Genomic DNA, 22,172 nt, shown 5'->3' on the forward strand with positions numbered 1-22,172 from the left:
ACAGGAGAGACCGCGGAGGACCGCGGACCGGAGAGCAAGGAGGCAGCGTGGCCCTTTTCGGCCGGAGCGCGGGGCCGCACCCGTCCGCCCCGTCGCGGCCCGCCCTCAGCGTGGAGGCCGAGGGGACGCCCGAGGTGCCGCTGCGCGGCGTCCGGGTGGCGGTGCTGAACTTCCGCGAGCCGCAGCAGTCGGTGGCGGGCGGCGCGGAGGAGTACGCCTGGCAGGTCAGCCGCTACCTGACCGGCCAGGGCGCGGAGGTGTGGTTCGCCACCGCCCGCGAGCCCGGCCAGCCCGCCGCGGAACGGCGCGACGGCGTCGAGCTGCGCAGGATGGGCAACCGCTACCTCGTCTACCTGCTCGTGCCGCTCTGGCTGCTGCTGCGCCGCCGCCGGTTCGACGTCGTCATCGACTCGATGAACGGCATCCCCTTCTTCTCCCCCCTGGTGGTGCGCCGCCGCACCGCGGTGATCTGCCTGGTGCACCACGTGCACGACCGGCAGTTCCACGCCTTCTTCCCGCCCTGGCTCGCCAGGATCGGCTGCTTCGTCGAGGGGCCGGTGGCGCGGTCGCTCTACCGCCGCCGCACCACGATCACCGTCTCGGAGTCGTCCCGGGAGGACCTGCGGGCGCGGCTGCGCTGGAAGGCGCCGATCCACGTCGTGGCCAACGGCAGCCCGGCGGCCCGCCCGGTGACGATGCGGGAGCTGCCCGGCGACCCGCCCGTGGTCTACCTGGGCAGGCTGGTCGGGCACAAGAGGGTCGAGCGGGTCGTCGGCCTGGCCGCCGAGCTGGGCGAGACCCGCCCCGGACTGCACGTCCACGTCGTGGGCCGGGGACCCGAGAGCGGGACGCTCGCCCGCCGGGCCGCCGAGCTGGGCGTCACCGACCGGGTGCACCTGCACGGCTTCCTCCCCGAGCCCGCCAAGAACGCCGTGCTCGGCGCGGCGCTGCTGAACGTGACCGCCTCGGAGTTCGAGGGCTGGGGCCTCACGGTGATCGAGGCCGCGGGCTTCGGCGTGCCGACCGTCGCCTACGACGTCGCCGGGCTGCGCGACTCGGTCCGGGACGGGGAGACCGGCTGGCTGGTCCGCGAGGGCGAGACGCTCGCCGACGTGGTGGACCGGGCGATCGGGGAGCTGTCGGACCCTGCGCGGCGCGCGGAGATCCAGGCGGCCTGCCGGACGTGGGCGGGCGAGTTCACCTGGGGGCGGACCGGCGCCGCCGTCACCGGCCTCGTCACCGCCGAACTGCGCGCCGCCCGTACGGCCGGCCCGCTCCGGACCGCTCTCCGGACTCTCCGGGCTTCCCTGGCGGCCCAGGTCACCCCGGCGGCCGGCCGCCGGGGAGGGGCCGCCGCGCCGGCTCCCGAACTCCGCCTCGCCCCGGGGAAGACCGACACCGCTTGAGAACGGGACCCGCCGCCGAGACCGCCGGAACCGCCGCGCCCGATGACGCCGCGGCCGGCGGCCGCGCCGTACCCGCCGGGAGGACCGGGAAGCCCGGGAGGACCGGGACGGCCGGCGGGTCCGGGGCCGCCCGGCTCCGGCACGGCCTGCGCCTGCTGGCCGGCTGCCTGCTGCTCGCCGCCGTGGCGTTCAACACCGCCCCCGGCCAGGTGATCGGCGAGACCAAGCTCGACATGGCGATCAACCCGGTCGCCTTCCTGGCCAGGGCGACGCACCTGTGGGACGGCGCGTTCTTCGGCCACCTGCAGAACCAGGCGTACGGCTACCTGTTCCCGATGGGCCCGTTCTACGCGCTGTTCACCGAACTCGGCATGCCCGCCTGGAACATCCAGCGGCTGTGGATGGCGCTGGTGCTGTGCGCGGCGTTCCTCGGCGTCGAGCGGGTCGCGCGGGCGATGGGGATCGGCGCCCCCGCCACCCGCGTCCTGGCCGGGCTCGCCTACGCCCTCGCCCCGCACGCCGTCGCGCTGATCGGGACCAACTCCTCGGAGTTCCAGCCGAGCGCCGTGCTGCCGTGGGTGCTGCTGCCCCTGGTCCACGGCACCCGGCCCGGGGCGAGCCCGCGCCGGGCCGCCGCGCTGTCGGCGCTGGCGTTCGTCCTCGCCGGGGGGATCAACGCCGTGGCCGAGCTGGCGGTCCTCGTCGTGCCGCTGCTGTACCTGCTGACCCGGCGCGGCGGCCCCCACCGGCGGCGCCTGCTCGCCTGGTGGCTCGCCTGCGTGGCCGCGGTGTCGATGTGGTGGCTGCTGCCCCTGCTGGTGATGGGCCGCTACATCTTCTCCTTCCTGCCCTTCATCGAGACCGCCGACGCCACCACCGGCGTCACCTCGCTCCTCAACACCCTGCGCGGCACGTCGAGCTGGATGTCCTTCCTGCCGGTGGACGGCCAGGCGTGGCTGCCCGCGTCGTTCGAGCAGGCCACCGCGCCGGCGATGATCGCGCTGACCGCGGCGGTCGCCGCGCTCGGCCTCGCCGGGATCGCCGCCCGCGCCACGCCGGAGCGGCCCTTCCTCGCGCTCAGCGTGCTGGCCGGGGTGGTGGCGGTCACCGCCGGGCACGCCGACGTGCTCGCCCACCCGTGGACCGAGCAGGTGCGGGCGCTGCTCGACGGGCCGCTGGCGCCCTTCCGCAACCTGCACAAGTTCGACGCCCTCATCCGGCTCCCGCTGGCCCTCGGCCTCGCGGCCCTGCCCCTGGCCGGCCCGGTACGGCTGCGCCGGCCCGTCCTGGCCGGCGCGGCCGTACTGGCCGCCCTGGCCGCGCTGCCGGTGGCCACCGCCGGGGCGACCCCCGCCGGGGGGTTCGAGGCGCTGCCCGGCTACTGGCGGGACGCCGCGACCTGGCTGAACCGCAACACCGGCGACGGCATGGTCCTGGCCGTGCCCGGCTCGCGCCGCGGCGACTACCTGTGGGGCCGCCCGATGGACGAGCCCATGCAGTCGCTGCTGACCGTGCGCTGGGCGACCCACACCAACGTCCCCTGGGGCTCGCCGGGACTGGCGAGGCTGGTCCAGGCGGTGGACGAGCGCTTCGCCACCGGCCGCGGATCGCCGGGCCTCACCGCCGCGCTGCGCCGGATCGGCGTGAAGTACCTGCTGGTCCGTAACGACCTCGCCCGGCAGAGCCTCGGCACGGCCTGGCCCGCGCGGGTCCACGAGACCCTCGCGGAGTCCACCGGCCTGCGGCGGGTCGCCGGCTTCGGCCCGGAGATCGGCCTGCGGTCCAGCCCCACGGCCGCCGGCTGGTTCGAGCAGCCCTACTCGGCGCTGGAGGTCTACGCGGTGCCCGACCCCGCGCCGCTCGCCGCGACCGTGCCACGTGACGGGACGCTCCGGGTCACCGGCGCGCCCGAGGCGGTGCTGGACATGGCCGAGGAGGGACTGCTCGCCGACGACCGCCCCGTCGTGGTCGGGGACGAGCCCGGGGCGCCCGCCGTGTCCGCGCGCGACACGGTGGTCACCGACACGCTGCGCCGCCGCGAGATCCTCTTCGGCGACCTGCGCCGCATCGCCACCCCCACCATGACCGCCGGCCAGCGGCCCGAGCGGCCCCGGGGCGCCGACCTCACCGACCCCGCCTGGTCCGGCGCGACCGTCACGGCCGCCTACACCGGCGTCCGGGACGTGCGGGCCTCCTCCGCGGAGTCGGGCATCGAGGCGGGGGAGCGCCGCGACCCGGGCCGTCAGCCGTACGCGGCGTTCGACGGCGACCCGCGCACCGGGTGGCGATCCGACGGCTGGGACGGCGCGGTCGGGCAGTGGCTCCAGGTGCGCTTCACCGCGCCGATCGACATGCCGCAGATCACCGTCGCCTTCGAGCGCTCGCCGCTGCTGCCGCAGGTGGCCGAGGTGTCCCTGGAGACCGAGGCGGGCGCCCGCCGGGTCGCGGTGAGCCCGACCGCCGACCCGCAGCTGATGCGCCCGCCCCTCGGGCGGACCTCCTGGCTGCGGATCCGGGTGACCCGGCTGGCCGCCGAGCTCGCGACGCCGACCGGCGCCCGCGTCGGCGTCACCGAGGTCGCGATCCCCGGCGTGCGGCCCGGACGCACCCTCGTCGTGCCCCCCGACGGCCCGCGCGACCCCGGGACGGTGCTGCTGACCCGCCGGGGTACGGCGAGCGCCTGCATGCGCGGGTCGTCCACCTGGACCTGCGACCCCGCCGCACTGCAGGTCACCGGAGAGGACGGCGACGGCTTCGACCGCTCCTTCACCGTCCGCGAGGGCGGGAGGCGGTCCCTCAGCGGCGACGCCGTGCTGACCGACCCCGTCTCCTCCCGGCTCGTCACCACCCTGCACGGCGTCTACCCGCAGGTGACCGCCTCCTCCACGCTGACCGGCCACCCGGCCGTGCTCGGCCGCGCGGCCATGGACGGCGACCTCGGCACCGTCTGGTACGCCGACCCCGCCGACCGCCACCCGACCCTGACGGTCAGGCTGGGCAGGAAACGGACGATCTCCCAGATCATGGTGCTGTTCCCCGACTCCTTCCTCGGGCAGCCGCCGGTCCAGGTCAGCGTGAGCGGCGGCGGGCAGACCACGCGGGGCTGGATCCGCGCCGACGGCCGGGTGGTCTTCCCCAAGATCACCACCGACACCCTGGAGATCGGCTTCACCGCCCCGGTGTCCCGGCCGATCGAGGTGTCGGAGATCACCGTCCCCGGGGTGAAGCCGCTCGGCCCGATGGAGACGACCCCGCTGCGGCTGCCCTGCGGGTACGGGCCCACCCTCTCGGTGAACGGCAGGACGGTGCGCACCGAGGTCGTCCGGGGCACGATGGGCGACGTGCTCGGCGGCCGCCCCGTCGGCTACCGCGCCTGCGGGCCGGTCGAGCTGAAGCCGGGCACGGCCAGGGTGGGCGTCGCCCCGGCCGACGCCTTCCGGATCGAGTCGCTCGTGGTGCGCGCCGCGGACGGTGAGACGGACGGTGCGGCGGGCGGTGCGACGGACGGCGGGACGGCGGACCGGAAACCCGGATCGTCGTCCGGGACCGGCCGGGGCGGCTCGGAGGGCGACGCCGTGACGGCCTCGCCCGTGACCGCGGAGGCGTGGGGACCGGCCGAGCGCCGGGTCCGCTTCTCGGCCTCCGCCCCCTCCTACCTGGTGGTCAACGAGAACCACAACGCGGGCTGGCAGGCGTACCTCGACGGCAGGCGGCTGACGCCGGTCCGGCTGGACGGCTGGCGGCAGGCGTGGGAGCTGCCCGCCGGGCAGGGCACGGTGACCATGCGCTACGAGCCCGACGCCGCCTACCGCGCGGCGCTGCTCGGCGGCGGATGCCTGGTGCCGCTGGTGGCGGCGCTCGCGTTCGTCCGGCCACGCCGTACCGCGGCCCGCCGGGCGGGGACGGGAGCCGCCGCGGTCCGCGCGGCCTGGTTCTGGCCGCTCGCCCCGGCCGTCGGCCTGTGGACCGGCGGCGTCACGGGCGCGGTGGTCGTCACCGCGGCGGCGGCGCTGTACGCCCGGCCGGTCAGACTCTGGGGCGTCCGTCCCGGCGGGTCCGTGCCCGCGACGCTGCTGCGGTGGGCGCCGGCGGTCCCGCTCCTCCTGGCCGGTCTCGCGCTCGCCGCCGGCACCGCGTACGGCGGGACCGCGCTCGCCGGGGCGCTGACCGGCGTCGTGCCGCAGGTGCTCTGCCTGCTGGCGCTCGCCTGGCTGCCGGTCGCGGCCCCGGAAACCGCCCCCGCCGCCCAGGCCGCACCGGAACCGGTGCGGCGCCCGGAGCCCGCCGCGACGGCGGTGCGCCGGTGACCGGCCCGCGGGTCCCCTGGACCGCGTTCGCGGCGGCGAGCGCCTTCTTCGTCACGCTGGCGGCGCTGCTGCGCCTGTACGTCTACCCGAGCGCCCTGGTGATGCCGCTGGAGCAGGCCAGGACGTACCGCATGACGGCGTCCGGCGCCCAGTACTTCGACACCGCGACGCTCACCTCCCACGCCGGGGTCTCGCTGCTGTCCACCACGACGGTGAGCGGGGACGCCGGCGCGGGCGGCCCGGACACCGCGGTGTGGGTGGAGTTCACCTCGCTCACCACCGAGGGCGGCGACCGGATCGACTACCACGAGCGCCGGACCGCCTTCGACCGCAGGACGGGCCTGGCGGTCGCCTGCTGCGACGGGTACGTCGACGACGACCCCGGCGCCCGGCAGGAGGGGCTGGCCTTCCGACTGCCGTTCCGCGCCGAGCCGCGGACCTACCCGATGTACGACGTGCTGCTGCGGACGGCGGTCCCGCTCCGCTACGAGCGGCAGGAACGGGTGTTCGGCCGGCCTACCTACCGCTACACCTACACGGCGGGTCCGACCAGGATCGAGGACGTCCCCGGGCAGCTCCCGGGCAGGGCGCTGGGCCTGCCGGAGTGGCGGGCCGTCAACGTCTCCCGCTACGCCGAGGTGACCCGGACGATCTGGGTGGAGCCGGAGAGCGGCCTGACGGTCAAGGTGCGCGAGCACCAGCGCCAGACCCTGCGCACCCCCGACGGGGTCGAGCGCAAGGTGGCCCTCCTGGCGGACCTGGACATGATGCCCGAGGACGTGGCGGACAGGGTGGCCGACGCGGGGGCCTTCGCCCGCTGGGTCCTCCTCGTCCGCGACCTGCTGCCGGGACTGTTCCTGGCGGCCGGGCTCGCGCTGGTCCCGGTGGCCCTCCGGCGGCGGAGGCGGGACGGGCCGCGGCCCGTCCCGGACGGGGAGCCGGCCGTACGGCCGGACGTGGAAACCGACGGGGACCCGGCCGGGGTGCGGCCGGGCGCGGAAGCGAGCGGAGAAGCGGGCGGAGAAGCGGGCGGAGAAGCGGGCGGGGAGCCGGCCGCGGCCGGGGCGGACGGGGAGCGGAAGTGAGCGGCGCGGCGGCCGGGGTGGGGCGATGACGGGAACGGGCGGCGGCCCGGTCGAGGTGGAGCTGCGGCTGCCGGCCTGGGCGCGCGGCGTCCCGCGGCTCCGGCACGGCCTCACGACCGCGGCGCTGCTGCTGGTGGCCGCGAGCCTCGTACTGAAGGGATGGCTGCTCAGCCGGTCCTACTTCGTCGAGGACGACATCGTCTTCGTCGGCCGGGCCGTGACCGAGCCGTTCGGCTGGGCGCACCTGCTGCGGGTGCACATCGGTCACCTGATGCCGGGCGCCCTCGCGCTGGTCCGGGCCCTCACCGCGATCTCCCCCTACGACTGGGGGCTGGTCTCGGCCGTCGTCCTCGCCCTGTCCGCGGCGGCGGCCCTGGCGCTGTACCGGCTGCTGCGCCTGCTGTTCGGGGCCCGGCCGATGGTCCTCGTCCCGCTCGTCTTCTTCCTCTTCTCGCCCGCGAACTTCCAGGCGACGGCCTGGTTCGCCGCGGCGATCAACATCCTGCCCCTGCACATCGCCATGCTCATGGCGATGTGCTCGCAGGCGCTGCTGGTCCGCACCGGCCGGGTACGGCACGCGGCCGCCGGGCTCGCCTGGACGTGCGCCGGGCTGCTGTTCTTCGAGAAGGCGGTCCTCATCCCGCCGGTGCTGTTCCTGCTCACCGTCGTGCTCCTCGCCGGGGAACGCGGGATGCTCGGCGCCGCGCGCCGGCACCTGGGCCTGTGGCTCGTCCACGCGGCGGTGGCCGGCGCCTACCTCGCCGGGTACCTCGCGGCGTCCGGGCGGTCCGGCGGCCAGGGGATCACGTTCCCCGACTTCTACACGGCCGTGGACTACGCCGCGACGTTCTTCGGCGGCACGGTCCCTACCCTGCTGGTCGGGGGCCCGCTGACCTGGGAGCCGGTGCTGTCGGCCGGCGCGCTGGCCGGTCACCGGCCCGTCGAGATCGCCGTGGCCTGGCTGGCCCTGGCCGCCGTCGTGGCGGGGACCTGCCGGGCGCGGCGCGCGGCGGTCCCCGCCTGGCTGCTGGCGGGCGGCTACCTCCTGGTCGCGGACGGCCTGCTGATCATGATCGTCCGCTCCGGGCCGTCGCGCGCCTTCGAGAGCCGCTACATCGCCGACGCCCTCCCCCTGCTCACGGTCTGCCTGGCGCTGGCCCTGATGACGTGGCGGGGTGCGGCGCGGGACGCGGAGGCGGAGGCCGTACGGCGGGGCGCGGCGTCTCCGGCGGGGAGCGCGGCGTCGGACCCGGCGGTCCCGGACGGGGGCGCGCGGACCCTCCCGGTGTACGCCGTACCGGCCGCGTGCGCCTACGTGGCGCTCGCCCTGGTGTCGGCGTCGGTCTTCGGCCCCACGCTCCCCGGCCGGACCGGCCGCGCCTACTTCGACGCGGCCCGCGCGGACCTCGCCGCGCTCGGCCCGGAGACCGGCGTGTACCCCGCGCTGGTGCCCGAGCGGATGCTGTTCCCCTGGCAGTCGCTGCCGGACCGGCTGACCTCCCGGGCGCTCGCCCCGCTCGCCCGGGGCGCGCTGCGCGAGCGGATCGCCCACCCCGGGGTCGCCTACGACGCGGTGACCTTCGACGACCGGGGGCACCTGGTGCCCGCGGCGGTCCTCGGCGGGTTCGTGGCCGGCGAGGACGGCGGCTGCCTTCCGTGGCGCGGCGGCGCGGTCACCGCCGATCTCGCCGTCCGCGAGGGGAACGTCGTCCGCCTGCACTACGACGTGCCCCGCGACACGCGTGTCACCGTGACCGTGGGGGAGCGGCGGACCGAGGTCACGTTGCGGGCGGACCGGGAGCGGGTCCACCTCGTGACGGCGCCCGCCCCGGGGCCGGTCCGCATCACGCTCATGGACGGATCGCTCCCGAACGGATCGCTCCCGAACGGATCGCTCCCGAACGGATCGCTCCCGGACGAATCGCTCCCGGACGGCTCGCGCCGGGACGGCGGCCGGGAGGGCGGCGTCTGCCTGCGCGCGGTGGTGGTCGGCGCGGCCGTGCCGGAGAGGCCGGAAGGGGCGGTCGATGGCGGCGCGGGCTGAGCGGCGGGCGGGGACTCTCGGAGCGCCTCCCGGCGTCCGACGGTCGATATGGGATGAACGGCGGGCGGGGACTCTCGGAGCGCCTCCCGCCGGCGCCCGGCGGCCGGCGGCGGTGCGGGACGAGCGGCGGACGGGATCACCCGGAGCGCCTCCCACCGGCGCCCGGCGGTCAGTGGCGGCGCAGGACGAGCAGCAGGTTCCAGCTCACGATCTCCCGCAGCCCCGGGACGCGGATCACCGGGGTCGCCCAGCGAGGATGGTAGCGGGGCAGGGCGTCCAGGACCGTGACGCCGGGCCGTCGCCGCGCCCAGCGCAGCGCGGCGCCGACCGAGACGGGGTAGAGGCTCTCGCCGTAGACGTTCTTGGGGCGCCTGCCGTACCGGCGGGTGTAGCGGGCGGCGGCGCGGTGGCCGCCGAGGTAGTGCCACGGGGAGGTCTCGTGGCCGCCCCAGGGCGACAGCCAGTTGGTGAACGACAGGTACACCACGCCGCCGGGCCTGGTCACCCGGACCATTTCGGCGGCCATCCGCCACGGGTCGGGCACGTGCTCCAGCACGTTGGAGGAGAAGCAGACGTCCACCGACCCGGTGGCCAGCGGCAGGTCCAGCGCGCTGCCCAGCACCGCCCCCTCGGGGGCGGCGCCCTGGCGGGCCATCATCTCCCCGGCGTCGCAGTCGACGCAGACCGGGCGGGCGCCCGCGGCGCGCAGCACGTCGGTGAAGTATCCCGGGCCGCCGCCGACGTCGGCGACGAGCGCGCCGTCCAGCTCGGTGTAGGAGGCGAGCTGGGCGACCGTGTCGCGGGCCAGCATGCCGTAGAAGAAGTCCGGGTCGGTCTGCTCCTTGCGGAAGGCGCGGAGGAGTGTGACGGACCGGCCCAACGTGGCCCGGAACGGTGCCTGCGGAGTCTCCAACGCTGCTCCTCACCGCAATTGGACAAACCAGGTGGGCCGGAGCATAACACCGCATCACTTCTGGTCCTGACAGCTCGCGCGGTGTTCCGCCGGAACACCGGATCGTAGGGAGACGCCTGGTGGACGCCACGAAGGACACGAGAACCGCCGGAACCGTGGAGGCGGGCCGGCCGGAGGCGCCGGCGGTGCGCCTCACGCTGCCCGGGTGGCTGGCGCGGCTGCGCGGTCCGGTGTCCCTGGGCGCGGCGGCCCTCATCGCGGTGTCGCTGGTCCTGCGCGTGCTGGTCCTGCGCGACTCCTACTTCGTCGAGGACGACCTGTTGTTCGTCGGCAACGCCTACGGCGAGGACTTCACGCTCGACTACCTGACCCGGGTGCACAAGGGCCACTTCATGCCGGGCGCGATCGCGCTGACCTGGGTGCTGTCGCGCGTCGCCCCCTACGACTGGGCGCTGGTGTCGGCCGTCACCCTCGCCGCGCAGGCGCTGCTCGGCGTGCTGGCGCTGCGGCTGCTGCGGACCCTGTTCGGCGGCCGGCCGGCGATCCTCCTGCCGCTGGCGCTGTTCCTGTTCTGCCCGCTGACCTTCCCGGCGTTCGCCTGGTGGTCCGCGGCGATCAACGCGATCCCGCTCCAGCTCGCCCTGGTGCTCGCGCTCACCGCCCAGGTGCGCTTCGCCCGCGGTGAGGGCGCCCGGTACGGCCGGCGTGCGCTGATCTGGTGCGTGGCCGGCATGGCCTTCAGCACCAAGGGGGTCTTCGCGGCCTTCCTGCTGTTCGCGCTGACCACGGCGTACCTGCGCGACCGGGAGACCGGCTGGCTCCGCTCGATGTGGCGGGAGCTGCGGGCGAACCGGTGGCTCTGGGCGGCGCACGCGGCGGTGCTGGCCGCCTACACGCTCGTCTACCTCGACCGGATGGACACCGCGCCGGGCGAGGGCGCCGCGGCCCCCAAGCCCGGCGTGGCCGCCGACCTGGTCTCCCTGCTGCTCGGCCGTACCTTCCCCAGCGGGGCGGTCGGCGGGCCGGTGTCGTGGACGCCGACCCCCGCGGGCGGCCTGGCCGCGCCGTCCGGCTTCGTCGTGGCGCTCTCCTGGGTGGTGCTGGCGGTCACGGTGGCGGCCACGCTCGCCTACCGGCGGCGGGCGCACCGGGCGTGGCTCACGCTGGCCGGGTACCTGGTGCTCGCCGACGCGATCCCGACGGTGATCGCCCGGGGCAGCTACCTGGGGCTGGTGGGCGCCGAGACCCGCTACGTCGCGGACGCCGCGCTGGTCCTCGCGGTCTGCCTGGGCTGCGCGCTGCTGCCGGTGGCGGGGGAGACGGGTGCCTACCGCCGCCCGCTGCCCGAGCGGTCCTCGCTCGCCCTCGTCGCGGGGCTCACCGCCGGGGCCTACCTGGTGCTGTCGGTGTTCTCCGTCGAGGCGTACCGGGCGACCCTGAACGGCCAGCGCGTCCGGGCCTACCTCGACACGGCCGCCGCGGAGCTGGCCGCCGCCCCGGACACCGCGGTGATCTACCCCGCCCCGGTGCCGCCCGACATCGTGCTGCCGGTGAACGGCGAGCGGCGGCTCACCGACCGCCTGCTCGCCCCGCTGGCCCGGCCGGTCCTGCGGGCCAGGATGGCCCACCCCGAACCCACCGAGGACGCCCGGGTCTTCAACCGGGAGGGCAGGCTGGTGCGGATGAACGTCGCCCCCGGCTTCTTCGCCGCCCGGGGTCCGGACGAGCGGTGCATGCGGACGCTGCTGGGCGCGATGTCCTTCCCCGATGCGGTCTCCTTCGGCGGCCGGGCCACCGTGGGCGGCCTGTCCTACTCGGCAGACCGTCCCGCCTCGGTCACCGTGGAGGTCGGCGGGGAGCGGACCGTCCTGTCGCTGCGGAAGACCCCCATGGGGCTGGTCCAGTTCCCGGTGCACGGGATCGGGAAGGGGATGCGGATCGAGATGAACGACCCGGAGGCGCCGGTCTGCGTGATCGCCGTGGCCCTGGGCGCCCCGGCCCCCGAAGGCGAAAGCCCGTCCTGACCTGACCTCAGAGGTCGCCGCACCCGTTGCTTTCAAGTGGCCGTTCACCGGAGTCCCCCGCACGGCCCGTTTCCGACATCGGCTAGCCCGCCGCGCCGTGAGGTCGCGTTACGGCGACCACGTTCACAAGCCGTTCCAGGCCGTCGAAGTCCTTGGGGTTCGCGGTGAACAACGGCAGTTCGTTGCAGGCGGCCGTCGCAGCGATCATCAGGTCGGCGGTCCGGCTCCGTGGCTGTCGACCTTGCATGTACACGACGGCGCAGAGCTGCCCGAACACGCGGGCCGCCTCGGCGTCGTACGGCAGCGGATCACCGAACGCCGCCTCGGCATACTGGAGCACCGCGACCCTTCCCGCGCGCTTGACCGGATCATCGGTGGCATACGGTCCGCGCGACAGCTCGCCGAGCGTGACCGCGGTGATCGCCGACTCCGCGGGCAGTTCGGCGGGGTCGAAGAGCTTCAAGGCGGCCACGACGTTCGTGTCGAGAACGCCTCGCTCGTACCGGATCACAGGCCGGTCCCGTCGAGCGGATCGTGTAGCTCGTCATCGATCGTCGTGTCCAGATCAGCCCGTACCTCGTCCCAGTCGATGGCCGGGGCTGTGGCGAAGACGGACTGCGCTTCAGCCGTGGGAACGAACCGGCGACGCTTGATCGGCTTCACTTCGGCGAGCGGCTCGCCGTTGAGCGTTAAAACGTATCGCTTTCCCTCGCGCAGGCCGCGTGTGACGCTGCCGGAGTCGTTGACGAACTGACGCACGCTCACCTCGGTCGAACGAGGTCTTGGAGCATTCATGGCTCGATCGTACCCTCGCGTACCACGTCATACCACGGCATCATGATTGTTGATCTCCGGGTCGAAGGCGCCGTCGGCGGCCGCCGCGCGTAACCGCGTCAGTGCCGCTACTTGCCGCCGGTTCTCCAGCACCTCGCGCAGAGCGGCGTCGACCGTTTCCCTTTTCGTGCGGGTTCCCAATGCTTCAGCCACCTCGGCCAGCAGATCGTCATTCAAATCGATCACGGTACGGCTCATACGGTTCTCCCTCCGTGCGCCCGAAAGGTGGCGAATGCCCTGGTGAGATGGGCCGCCACGACATCCGGCCATGCGAACGCATACTGAAGTATGCTCCTTCTATGGCCGATACGACGCGCATCACGGTGACCCTTCCCACCGAGCAGGTGGAAGAGCTGAAGAAGCTGACCGACAACGTCTCGGGCTATGTCGCCGAGGCTGTGGCACGTCAGATCAGGCACCACCTGATCGCCGAGGACCTCCGCCGCTATCAGGAGAGGGAGGGCGCCTTCACGGAGGAGGAGATGGCCGAAGCCCGAGCGAAGATCTTCGGTGCCGCCGATCCCGGCGCGCGGGCGGACGTCGCGTGACCGACCACTTCGCGACCGTCGTCCTCGACTCCCAGGGGTTGTCGGCGTGGGTGGCGGAGGACCGCAAGTTCTTGTCGATGTCGAATGCGTTCAGCATGATGGGGACGGATTTCGTCGTCGGCGCGAACGCCATCGTCGAGGTGAGCCACGCGCGGGTGAGCCTGCCCCGGTTGCGCTGGGTGCTGTCCCGGGTCAAGGTTGAGCCGGTGACCGCGGAAGTCGCCGGTGCGGCGGCGGAGCTGCTCAAGAACGCCGGCCTGCACGGTCACGAGCACGCGATCGACGCGACCGTCGCGGTGACGGCGCTGCGCCAGCCGGGCCCGGTGGCGATGGTCACCTCCGACATCGACGACATGGGCAGGCTCTGCGGAGGCCGCGTACGGCTCATCGGCCTCTGAATCCGGCGGCCGCTCCCACGCGGGTCGATCATCTGTACGACCCCGACGATGATCTGACCGAGATCAGCGCCTACGACGCCTGAGGTGGGCCAGCCGGGCGGCGGGGCGTTCGACGAAGCGGTGGGTCAGGGCGGCCATCGCCAGCGTGATGACCGTGATGGGGACGAGGTTGGCGAGGAAGCCGCCGGTGAACGACCGCTGCCCGGTGAAGCCGTACCAGAGGTAGATGGCCACGAACTGCCAGAGGAACACCCCGTAGGAGATCCGGCCGAGGTAGGCCATGACCCGGTTGCCGAGCAGTAGCCGGACCGGGGAGTCGCCCGGGGGCGGCAGGGCGGCGGGGACGAGCAGGCACGTGGCGACGACCGCGTAGAGGGCGATCTCGAACAGGCCCGACCAGAAGCCGTCGATGCCGAGGAAGCGGGTGCCGGTCACCGGGGAGGCGGCGAGCGCGTAGGCCAGCGCGGCGACCAGCCACCACGAGCCGGGGGAGGCGGACGCCGCCCGCCGGAACCGGCTCGCCGGGGAGTCCCCCGCCGGGTCGGCCCGGTCCCAGGCCGGCACGACGGCCAGCGCCATCCCGGCGGCGAAGAAGATCGCCGACCGGGGCGCCCAGGAGTTCAGGTAGGGCCGGTACTCCGGGTAGTAGGTCAGCAGCGTCCAGACCAGCGACACCGCCCCCAGCGCGGCCAGGCCGGCCAGCAGCCGCCGGGCCCGGGTGCCGGTGTCCGGGCCGCCGCGCCGGGCGAAGGCCGCGAGCCCGGCCGCCAGCAGCGGGAGCGCGACGTAGAAGACCGCCTCCACCGACAGGCTCCACATCTGGGCGAGGCCCTTGGGGCCCAGGCCGAACCACCAGGGGTGGGTGTCGTAGTTATGGGTGAGGGTCAGCAGCTTCAGCCAGGTCCAGCCGTCCGACAGGTGGTCGCGCGACCACAGCAGGAGGGCGACGGCGACCGTCAGCCAGTAGGCGGGCAGGATCCGCAGGGCGCGCTTCCACAGGTAGGACCGCACGCGGACGGGCGCCTCCCCGGCCAGCAGCGACGCCGCGAAGGGCCGGTAGAGCAGCAGCCCGGAGAGCGCGAAGAAGATCGGCACGGCCACGTCGCCCCGGGAGAGCAGCGCGCCGCCGAAGCCGGGCGCGAGCGCGGCCCCGGTCTCGGTCGCCACGTGGAAGACGAGCACGGCGAACGCGGCGACGGCGCGCACGCCGTCGAGGGTGTCGAGCCGATTGTCCCCGGAGAGCGTCGCGGGCCTGTCCCCGGAGAGCGTCGTGGGCCCGTCTCCGGCGACCGGTGCGGCGGGCTCCGAGACGCCCCGGGGGCTCGGGGGGAGCGGTTCGGGGGTAGTTTTGCGGGGGACCGCGGGATCCGGATCGGAGAGGGCCTCCGTACTAGAACCTGTTTCGGTCACTTTTCCGCATCCCTACGTGACGACGGTCACTCTCGGCAAATAACATACTGGCCAGTAGCCTCGTTAATCCAGATATATCCCCCTAAAACTCCCAGGCCGGGACCCCCAGGAGGCCAGATGCGCCGGACCGTTGGACTAGTCCTCATAGCACTCGGGGCGTTCCTCATCGTGCTGGCGCCGCTCGTGCGGTTCCAGGCCGCCCCCAAGCTGATCGCCGCCCCGGCCGACTACTACGGGATCAACAATCTGGTCGCCCCGGGCGCGCGGTACTTCAGCGCCAAGGATCTCAAGGTGATGACCGGTGAAGCCGACATCACCGTGACCGTACGGGGAGACGTCTCCCAGGCTCAGGGCGACCGGGTGGTCTGGGATGAGTTCCTGGCGGCCAACGACGTGACCAACGACAACCCGCTGATCGCGTTCACCCCCCGCCGCAGCGCCTTCAACAAGTACACCGGCGCGGCCGTCGACTGCTGTGCCGCCAACATCGACAAGAAACCGGTGAAGCTGGAGGGACAGGTCTACCTGTTCCCCTTCGACGTGCAGAAGAAGACCTACCGCGTCTTCAACGCCACCGCGGGCAAGGCGTTCGACGCCCGCTTCGTCGGCGAGGAGGACGTCAACGGGGTGCGCACCTACCGGTTCGAGCAGGACGTTCCCAGAACGAAGACCGAGACCCGCGGCTTCCCCGCCTCGATCATAGGGGTGACGGACACGATCGGCGACGTCCAGGTCGACCGGTACTACACCGGCCGGAACACCTTCTGGGTCGAGCCCACGACCGGCTCGCCGGTGAAGCAGGAGCAGGAGCGCCACGAGGTCTTCACCACCCAGGACGGGGCGCACAGCATCACCGCCTTCGACGCGACGGCGAAGATGACCCCCAAGACGGTCGACAACCTGGTGAAGAAGGCCCTGGACGCCAAGGGCCAGATCACCCTGCTCAAGGTGACCATCCCGCTGGTCGTGCTGATCGTGGGCGTCGTCATGCTGGCCGCCGGGATCATCATGGTCGTCGCCGGGCGCGGGCGCCGAGTCCGGACCCGGTGAACGAGGAGACGGCCGTCGCGCGGCCGTCGGCGGACCCGCCGGCGGCCGCGTCCGACTCCCCGGGGTTCTCGCCCGTGGCGTTGCTGCGGGCCTGCCGCCCCCGCCAGTGGCTGAAGAACGCCCTCGTCTTCGCGGCCCCCGCCGCGGCGGGAGTGCTGACCACCCCCCGGGGCCTGCTGGGCACGGTGATCGCCTTCGGCGCGTTCTGCCTGGCCGCGAGCGGCGCCTACCTGCTCAACGACGCCGCCGACGTCGAGGCCGACCGCCGCCACCCGCGCAAGCGCCGCCGCCCGGTCGCGGCGGGCCTGGTCACCGTACGGCTCGCCCGGATCACCGGGGTCGTCCTGCTGCTGCTGGGCCCGGCGCTGGCCGCGCTGTCCGGCGACTGGAAGCTGCCCGCCGTCGTCGCCGGGTACCTGGCGCTGACCTTCTCCTACACCTTCTGGCTCAAGCACCAGGCCGTGGTGGACCTGGTCGCGGTCGCGGGCTGCCACGTGGTCCGCGCCCTCGCCGGCGCGGTCGCCGTGGACGTGCCGGTGACGAGCTGGTTCCTGGTGGTCGTCTCGCTCGGCTCGCTGCTGCTCGTGACGGGCAAGCGCGAGGCCGAGCTGCGCGCCTCCGGCGACTCCGCCCGGCGGGCCCTGTCCGCCTACACGCCGAGCTACCTCGCCGGGGTCCGGGCGATGTCCTCGGGCGCCATGATCGTGACCTACTGCCTGTGGGCGCTGAACGAGCGGCACCCCGGCCCCTTCCACGCGATCAGCATCGTGCCGTTCGTGCTCATCGTCCTGCGGCACAACCTGCTGGTGGACCGGGGGGTGGGCGAGGAGCCCGAGGAGCTCGTGCTGCGCGACCGGCCCCTGATGCTCTTCACCGCCCTGCTGCTCGTGCCCCTGCTCGTGGGAATCTACCTTTCATGACCTTCCTCACCGGCTGGGGCCGTACCGCGCCGACCCCGGCACGCCTGACCCGCCCCCGCTCCGCCGAGGAGATCGCCGAGCTGGTACGGCAGGCCCCCGCCCGCGGCGTCGCCGCCCGGGGCCTCGGCCGCTCCTACGGCGACGCCGCGCAGAACGCCGGGGGGCTGGTCTGCGACTGCACCGGGCTGGACACCTGGTCCATCGACGAGACCACGGGCCTGGTCACCGCGGGCGCGGGGGTGAGCCTGCACGACCTGATGGCCGCGCTGGTGCCGCGGGGCTGGTTCGTGCCGGTCACCCCGGGGACCCGGCACGTGACCGTCGGCGGCGCGGTGGCGGCCGACGTGCACGGCAAGAACCACCACGTCGACTCCTCCTTCGGCGCCCACCTGCGCTCCCTCACCCTGGTCACGGCCTCGGGCGAGACCCGCACGGTCACCCCGGACGGAGGCCGTACGGTCACCCCGGACGGGAGCGGCGGGGGCGATGGGGGCGATGGCGGCGATGGCGGCGACCTGTTCTGGGCCACGGTCGGCGGGATGGGGCTCACCGGCGTGATCACCGAGGCGGTGTTCCGGTGCGTGCCGATCGAGACCTCCCGCGTCCGGGTGGACGTCGAGCGGACCCGCGACCTGGACCAGACGCTGGAGACGATGGCCGCCACCGACGACCGCTACCGCTACACGGTCGCCTGGATCGACCTGCTCGCCAGGGGCGGCCGGATGGGCCGCAGCGTCCTCACCCGCGGCGACCACGCCGCCCGCGACGAGCTGCCGCGCGGCGCCGACCCGCTGGCGTTCAACCCCGGCCCGGTGCTCAAGGCCCCGCCCTGGGCGCCCAACGGCCTGCTGAACCCGGTGACCGTGCGCGCCTTCAACGAGGCGTGGTACGCCAAGTCGCGCCCGGCGACCGGCCTCATCCAGGGCATCGCGCCCTTCTTCCACCCGCTCGACGGGGTGGACGGCTGGAACCGGGTCTACGGCTCGCGCGGGTTCGTGCAGTACCAGTTCGCGGTGCCGTTCGGGCAGGAGGCGACGCTGCGGCGGATCGTCGCCCGGCTGTCCGCCGAGGGCGTGGTCTCCTTCCTGACCGTGCTCAAGCGGTTCGGTCCGGGCACGCCGGGGATGCTGTCGTTCCCGATCCCCGGCTGGACGCTCGCCCTGGACATCCCGGCGGGGCGGCGGGGCCTGGCCCGGCTGCTGCGCGGGTTCGACGACCAGGTGGCCGAGGCCGGCGGCCGGATCTACCTCGCCAAGGACTCCCGGACGTCGGCCGCGACGGTGGCGGCGATGTATCCGCGGCTGGACGAGTGGCGTAGGGTCCGCGACGAGGTGGATCCGGCCGGGGTGTTCCGCTCCGACCTGGCCCGCAGACTGCTGCTGTGAGGACCGGCGCCGTACGGGCCGCCGGTCGCCCGGATCCGGTGGGCCCGGGGCCGGTGAGTCCGGGTCCCGCGTGTCCGGGTCCCGAGAGAAGGAGGCTCATCCCGTGAGGAACGCGCTGGGGTCGGTGGACACCGTGCTGCTGCTCGGCGGGCGCAGCGAGATCGGGCTGGCGATCGTCGAGCGGCTGGTCCGCGACGGCGCCCGCCGGGTCGTGCTCGCCGCCCGGGGCGCCGCCGGGGGGACGCCTCCGGTCATCGGAGACGCCGAGGTGCACCTGGTCGACTTCGACGCCGCCCGCCCGGAGACGCACGGCGAGGTGATCGAGACCGCCGCGAAGCTGGTCGGCGACCTCGACGTGGTGATCCCCGCCTTCGGCGTCCTGGGCAGCCAGGCGGCCTACGACGCCGATCCGGTGGCCGCCGCGGAGGCGGTCGCGGTCAACTACGGCGGGCACGTCTCGGCCGGGCTGTCCGCGGCCCGGCGGCTGCGCGAGCAGGGGCACGGCACGCTGGTGGTCCTGTCGTCGGTGGCGGGGGTCCGGGTGCGGCGGGCCAACTTCGTGTACGGCTCGGCCAAGGCGGGCCTGGACGGCTTCGCGCAGGGCCTGGGCGACGCCCTGCACGGCTCCGGGGCCCGGGTGATGGTGGTCCGGCCCGGGTTCGTCGTCGGCCGGATGACCGAGGGCATGTCCCCGGCGCCGATGTCGTCCACCCCGGGCGAGGTGGCCGACGCGGTGGTCGCGGGGCTGCGTTCGGGCGCCGAGACGGTGTGGGTCCCCGGGCGGCTGCGGTGGGTGTTCGCGGTGTCGCGCCTGCTGCCACGGGCGATCTGGCGCAGAATGCCGCGCTGAAACCTGTTCCTTTCTCATTTCGTGTTCCTTTCAAGGAAGGAATTGCGTAGCTAGAACACGTTGCAGTTATTCGGGGCCGGTCGTACCGTGAGCGCATGCGGACACGCGTCACGGACATGCTCGGCATCGAATTCCCGATCTTCGCGTTCAGCCACTGCAGGGACGTCGTCGCCGCGGTCAGCCGCGCCGGCGGGATGGGCGTGCTCGGCGCCCTCTACTTCACGCCGGAGGAGCTCGAGGTCGAGCTCGCCTGGATCGACGAGCACGCCGGCGGCCGGCCGTACGGGGTCGACGTCGTCATGCCCGCCTCCTACGAGGGGGCCGGCCTCGACGTCGACTCGCCCGAGGAGCTGGTGGCGCGGCTGCAGGGGATGATCCCCGAGGGCCACCGCCGTTTCGTCGACGACCTGCTCGCCGCGCACGGCGTGGCCGAGCTGCCCGACTCCGAGGCGGGCGCCGGGAAGGTCCTGCTCGGCTGGACCGACGCCACCGCCCGGCCGCAGGTGGAGGTGGCGCTGCGGCACCCGATCGCGCTGCTGGCCAACGCCCTCGGGCCGCCGCCCGCCGACGTCGTCGAGGCGGCGCACGCGCGGGGGGTACGGGTGGCGGCGCTGGCCTCCACACCCCGGCACGCGGTCAAGCAGGTCGAGGTGGGCGTGGACATCGTCGTCGCCCAGGGCACCGAGGCCGGCGGGCACACCGGCGACATCTCCACCATGGTGCTGATCCCGCAGGTCGTGGACGCCGTGGACGTGCCCGTGCTGGCCGCCGGGGGCATCGGGGACGGCCGCCAGATGGCGGCGGGCATGGCGCTCGGCGCCGAGGGGGTGTGGACCGGCTCCGTCTGGCTGGCCGTCGAGGAGGCCGACACCCCCGAGCCGGCCCGGCGGCGCATCCTCGCGGCGACCTCCCGTGACACCGTGCGCTCGCGCTCGTGGACGGGCAAGCCCGCGCGCCTGCTGCGCAACGAGTGGACCGAGGCGTGGGAGGCCGGGGACTCGCCCGGCACGCTGCCGATGCCGCTGCAGTTCATGCTGGTCTCCGACGCCCTGCGCAGGATCGGCCGGTCCGACGCCGCGGAGCTGGCGACCTTCCCGGCGGGGCAGATCATCGGGGCGATGAACCAGGTGCGGTCCGCCAAGGAGGTGGTCTTCACGATGGTCGAGGAGTACATCGAGGCCGTCGAGCGCCTGGGCCGCCTGTCAGACGGCTGACGGCGCCCGCCGCCCGGGGCATCGCGCCGGCCGGCCGCGACGAGGCCGGGCCGCTGGGAGACGGCCCCCGCCGCCCGGGGTCTCGCGGGCCCCTGGGCGTCGGCGGGCGGTCAGGTGAAGCGGCGGTAGGTGATGGGCTGCTGGCCCGCCACCTCGCCGATCTTCACCACCGTCCTCGGGTTCGGGGCGTGGATCATCTTGCCGTCGCCGATGTAGATGCCGCAGTGCGTGGCGGGGTTGCCGAAGGTGATCACGTCCCCGGGCTGGAGCGGGAGCGTGGCCGGCTTCCCGCTCACCCGGTAGCCCTCGGCCGTGGTGTCGCCGATCTTCACCCCGGCCTGGTTCAGGGAGTAGTACACGAGCCCGGAGCAGTCGAAGGCGCTGGGGCCGTTGGCGCCCCAGACGTACGGCTTGCCGAGGTGGGTCCGCGCGGCGGACACGATGTCGGCCCCGGTCCCCGAACCCGTCACGTACGGCAGGGCCTGCGCGGTGGCGACCCCGCCCCCGCCCCCGCCGCTCCCGCCGCCGGTCCCCCCGGGAGACCAGGGCGCGTCGGTGGCCGTGGCGCCGGGCGGTGCGCCGGTCGCCGAGCTGAGCGAGGTGGTGCGGACGGGGGTGCGGTCGGCCGGGATCCACCCGTCGACGCTGCCGTCCTTGGGCGCGAACTCCTGGCCGGCGGGGACGGGGATGTGGCCGAACGTCGAGGAGAGGTTGTCGATATACCCTTTGATCTTGCCGGTGGCGGTGGAGATCGCGGTCTCGGCCCTGGTCACGTGCCCCTGGGCGAGGGTGACGGACTGACTGACCGCCCCGCTGATCTGGTTCTCGGTGGCGCGCGGGTTGCCGCGGTGCCAGTCGAGGAGGGCGGAGCAGACCTCGTCGATGTTGCTCTTGGCCGACTGCACGGCGTCGGCGGCGTCGTCGAGGGAGTCGGCGCAGTTGCGGAGCGCGTCGCGCAGCGCGTTGCCCGCCTTGGGATAGGCCCTCATGTACCGCACGAACGCGTCGGCCGAGTCGCCGTGCCAGGCCCCGTACACCTGCCGGCGGATCGCCCCGTCCAGGTCGTCGAACGGCTCGGCGCACTTGGTGGCGGCGTCCCGCCAGCGCTTCGCGACCGCGCGGATCTCCCCGGGGTTCCCGTTCGCCTTGTTCGCCAGTGCGACCAGCCGGTCCCCGCCCAGGCGCCGCACCGCCTCCATGTCGGTCATACGGCGCGCGTGCCCTTCTCCTGGCCCGGCTCGGTCTTCCGGATGTTCCTCTCGACGTTGTCCAGGGCGCGCTCCACGTCGCCGAGGCGGCTCGTCCCGGTGCGGACGTCGGCCTCCACGTGCTTCTCCACCCGGCCGGCCTGGGTGGCCAGCTCCGCGCCCCCGGACAGCTGACCGAAGAGCGAGGCGCCCACCTCCGCGGGGAAGCCCTCGCGGGCGGCCGACAGCTCGCGTCCCCGCCGGTACGCCAGCCGGCCGAGTTCGAGGAGCACCTGGCGGCTCCACTCGATGTCCGTCGCCACGATCGGATCCCTTCGCCGTCGTCGTCGCCTTCGCCGGAGAACGCCTGCGTGTGCCGCCTCCGCCCGACAACCGACTGTTCATGAACCATGCGGCCAACATCACCGGAAATGGATCATATAAGAAGAGATCCGCTTTTCCCGGCTTCTCCCTGACATGCCCGCCGAACCACCCGGGACCCGGGCCACACCCGAACCGTCCCGTGCCATCGGTCCCGGCTTCCGGAATCGCTCGGGTGACGTGGAGGTCCCCGTTTTCCCGTCGATCCGCCACCTC

At 74.2% G+C, this 22,172-nt stretch carries 19 protein-coding genes; 12 read left to right on the forward strand and 7 right to left on the reverse strand.

Going from position 1 to position 22,172, the window contains the following annotated elements; translation table 11 throughout:
• The first annotated feature begins 47 nt into the window (after positions 1–47).
• The 4 genes from IEZ10_RS07615 to IEZ10_RS07630 are packed head-to-tail and all read left to right on the forward strand — an operon-like array spanning position 48 to position 8,842.
• Complete coding sequence (locus IEZ10_RS07615; protein WP_189245784.1) at positions 48–1,406, forward strand: glycosyltransferase family 4 protein; 1,359 nt, start codon at positions 48–50, stop codon at positions 1,404–1,406.
• Complete coding sequence (locus tag IEZ10_RS07620) at positions 1,403–5,713, forward strand: alpha-(1->3)-arabinofuranosyltransferase domain-containing protein (RefSeq protein ID WP_229811050.1); 4,311 nt, start codon at positions 1,403–1,405, stop codon at positions 5,711–5,713. The genes IEZ10_RS07615 and IEZ10_RS07620 overlap by 4 nt, the downstream gene beginning before the upstream one ends.
• The gene (gene pgfA, locus IEZ10_RS07625) at positions 5,710–6,798 is read left to right on the forward strand and encodes a cell envelope lipid trafficking protein PgfA (RefSeq protein WP_189245785.1); all 1,089 of its coding nucleotides are present in this window, start codon (positions 5,710–5,712) and stop codon (positions 6,796–6,798) included. The genes IEZ10_RS07620 and pgfA (IEZ10_RS07625) overlap by 4 nt, the downstream gene beginning before the upstream one ends.
• A gap of 25 nt (positions 6,799–6,823) precedes the next feature.
• Entirely contained in the window at positions 6,824–8,842 is a 2,019-nt protein-coding gene (locus tag IEZ10_RS07630) for a hypothetical protein (RefSeq protein ID WP_189245786.1), read from the forward strand.
• Between the two features lie 169 nt (positions 8,843–9,011).
• On the opposite strand, the gene IEZ10_RS07635 is transcribed toward IEZ10_RS07630, so the two are convergent.
• On the reverse strand, positions 9,012–9,755 hold the full coding sequence (locus tag IEZ10_RS07635) for a class I SAM-dependent methyltransferase (RefSeq protein WP_189245787.1): 744 nt from the start codon (positions 9,753–9,755) through the stop codon (positions 9,012–9,014).
• A gap of 119 nt (positions 9,756–9,874) precedes the next feature.
• Here IEZ10_RS07635 and IEZ10_RS07640 point away from each other — a divergent pair, with 119 nt between their 5' ends.
• A complete protein-coding gene (locus IEZ10_RS07640) occupies positions 9,875–11,779 on the forward strand; it encodes a hypothetical protein (RefSeq protein ID WP_189245788.1) in 1,905 nt (634 codons plus the stop codon).
• An 82-nt stretch (positions 11,780–11,861) separates the two neighbouring features.
• On the opposite strand, the gene IEZ10_RS07645 is transcribed toward IEZ10_RS07640, so the two are convergent.
• The 3 genes from IEZ10_RS07645 to IEZ10_RS07655 form a co-directional block, all read right to left on the reverse strand.
• Positions 11,862–12,290, reverse strand: a complete 429-nt coding sequence (locus tag IEZ10_RS07645) for a type II toxin-antitoxin system VapC family toxin (RefSeq protein ID WP_189245789.1) — start codon at positions 12,288–12,290, stop codon at positions 11,862–11,864.
• On the reverse strand, positions 12,287–12,538 hold the full coding sequence (locus IEZ10_RS07650) for a hypothetical protein (RefSeq protein WP_229811051.1): 252 nt from the start codon (positions 12,536–12,538) through the stop codon (positions 12,287–12,289). The genes IEZ10_RS07645 and IEZ10_RS07650 overlap by 4 nt, the downstream gene beginning before the upstream one ends.
• A gap of 63 nt (positions 12,539–12,601) precedes the next feature.
• Positions 12,602–12,811 carry a type II toxin-antitoxin system VapB family antitoxin gene (locus tag IEZ10_RS07655; RefSeq protein WP_189245791.1) on the reverse strand — a complete coding sequence of 70 codons (210 nt, stop codon included), beginning with the start codon at positions 12,809–12,811 and terminating at the stop codon, positions 12,602–12,604.
• Positions 12,812–12,912: 101 nt separating this feature from the next.
• Between IEZ10_RS07655 and IEZ10_RS07660 the strand changes: the two genes are divergently transcribed.
• Together IEZ10_RS07660 and IEZ10_RS07665 are read left to right on the forward strand one after the other, a co-directional pair.
• A complete protein-coding gene (locus IEZ10_RS07660) occupies positions 12,913–13,161 on the forward strand; it encodes a type II toxin-antitoxin system CcdA family antitoxin (RefSeq protein ID WP_189245792.1) in 249 nt (82 codons plus the stop codon).
• Entirely contained in the window at positions 13,158–13,559 is a 402-nt protein-coding gene (locus IEZ10_RS07665; protein WP_189245793.1) for a DNA-binding protein, read from the forward strand. The genes IEZ10_RS07660 and IEZ10_RS07665 overlap by 4 nt, the downstream gene beginning before the upstream one ends.
• Before the next feature lie 63 nt (positions 13,560–13,622).
• Here IEZ10_RS07665 and IEZ10_RS07670 read toward each other — a convergent pair whose 3' ends face one another.
• The gene (locus tag IEZ10_RS07670) at positions 13,623–14,765 is read right to left on the reverse strand and encodes an acyltransferase family protein (protein ID WP_229811052.1); all 1,143 of its coding nucleotides are present in this window, start codon (positions 14,763–14,765) and stop codon (positions 13,623–13,625) included.
• Positions 14,766–15,086: 321 nt separating this feature from the next.
• Here IEZ10_RS07670 and pgfA (IEZ10_RS07675) point away from each other — a divergent pair, with 321 nt between their 5' ends.
• The 5 genes from pgfA (IEZ10_RS07675) to IEZ10_RS07695 all read left to right on the forward strand — a co-directional run bounded on the left by pgfA (IEZ10_RS07675) (position 15,087) and on the right by IEZ10_RS07695 (position 20,388).
• Entirely contained in the window at positions 15,087–16,019 is a 933-nt protein-coding gene (gene pgfA, locus IEZ10_RS07675; RefSeq protein ID WP_189245795.1) for a cell envelope lipid trafficking protein PgfA, read from the forward strand.
• The gene (locus tag IEZ10_RS07680) at positions 16,016–16,939 is read left to right on the forward strand and encodes a decaprenyl-phosphate phosphoribosyltransferase (RefSeq protein WP_189245796.1); all 924 of its coding nucleotides are present in this window, start codon (positions 16,016–16,018) and stop codon (positions 16,937–16,939) included. The genes pgfA (IEZ10_RS07675) and IEZ10_RS07680 overlap by 4 nt, the downstream gene beginning before the upstream one ends.
• A complete protein-coding gene (gene dprE1, locus IEZ10_RS07685) occupies positions 16,936–18,324 on the forward strand; it encodes a decaprenylphosphoryl-beta-D-ribose oxidase (RefSeq protein WP_189245797.1) in 1,389 nt (462 codons plus the stop codon). The genes IEZ10_RS07680 and dprE1 overlap by 4 nt, the downstream gene beginning before the upstream one ends.
• A gap of 103 nt (positions 18,325–18,427) precedes the next feature.
• Positions 18,428–19,174 (forward strand): decaprenylphospho-beta-D-erythro-pentofuranosid-2-ulose 2-reductase, encoded by a 747-nt coding sequence (gene dprE2 / locus IEZ10_RS07690; RefSeq protein WP_189245798.1) that lies wholly within the window; start codon positions 18,428–18,430, stop codon positions 19,172–19,174.
• 95 nt (positions 19,175–19,269) lie between these two features.
• Complete coding sequence (locus tag IEZ10_RS07695) at positions 19,270–20,388, forward strand: NAD(P)H-dependent flavin oxidoreductase (protein WP_189245799.1); 1,119 nt, start codon at positions 19,270–19,272, stop codon at positions 20,386–20,388.
• A gap of 110 nt (positions 20,389–20,498) precedes the next feature.
• Here the strand turns inward: IEZ10_RS07695 and IEZ10_RS07700 are convergent, their stop codons facing one another.
• Together IEZ10_RS07700 and IEZ10_RS07705 are read right to left on the reverse strand one after the other, a co-directional pair.
• Positions 20,499–21,596 carry a bifunctional WXG100 family type VII secretion target/C40 family peptidase gene (locus IEZ10_RS07700; RefSeq protein ID WP_189245800.1) on the reverse strand — a complete coding sequence of 366 codons (1,098 nt, stop codon included), beginning with the start codon at positions 21,594–21,596 and terminating at the stop codon, positions 20,499–20,501.
• Positions 21,593–21,898: a hypothetical protein gene (locus tag IEZ10_RS07705; RefSeq protein WP_189245801.1), complete on the reverse strand. Its 306-nt coding sequence runs from the start codon at positions 21,896–21,898 to the stop codon at positions 21,593–21,595. The genes IEZ10_RS07700 and IEZ10_RS07705 overlap by 4 nt, the downstream gene beginning before the upstream one ends.
• Positions 21,899–22,172 lie beyond the last annotated feature (274 nt).

This window comes from Streptosporangium pseudovulgare (assembly GCF_014648055.1).
GTDB classification, from domain to species: domain Bacteria; phylum Actinomycetota; class Actinomycetes; order Streptosporangiales; family Streptosporangiaceae; genus Streptosporangium; species Streptosporangium pseudovulgare.

Excerpts from the sequence above, each read along its gene's own strand:
- IEZ10_RS07700 (WP_189245800.1), bottom strand. The coding sequence starts at position 21,596 with ATGACCGACATGGAGGCGGTGCGGCGCCTGGGCGGGGACCGGCTGGTC.
- pgfA (WP_189245795.1), top strand. The coding sequence starts at position 15,087 with ATGCGCCGGACCGTTGGACTAGTCCTCATAGCACTCGGGGCGTTCCTC.
- IEZ10_RS07695 (WP_189245799.1), top strand. The coding sequence starts at position 19,270 with ATGCGGACACGCGTCACGGACATGCTCGGCATCGAATTCCCGATCTTC.
- IEZ10_RS07655 (WP_189245791.1), bottom strand. The coding sequence starts at position 12,811 with ATGAGCCGTACCGTGATCGATTTGAATGACGATCTGCTGGCCGAGGTG.
- IEZ10_RS07630 (WP_189245786.1), top strand. The coding sequence starts at position 6,824 with ATGACGGGAACGGGCGGCGGCCCGGTCGAGGTGGAGCTGCGGCTGCCG.
- IEZ10_RS07660 (WP_189245792.1), top strand. The coding sequence starts at position 12,913 with ATGGCCGATACGACGCGCATCACGGTGACCCTTCCCACCGAGCAGGTG.
- dprE1 (WP_189245797.1), top strand. The coding sequence starts at position 16,936 with ATGACCTTCCTCACCGGCTGGGGCCGTACCGCGCCGACCCCGGCACGC.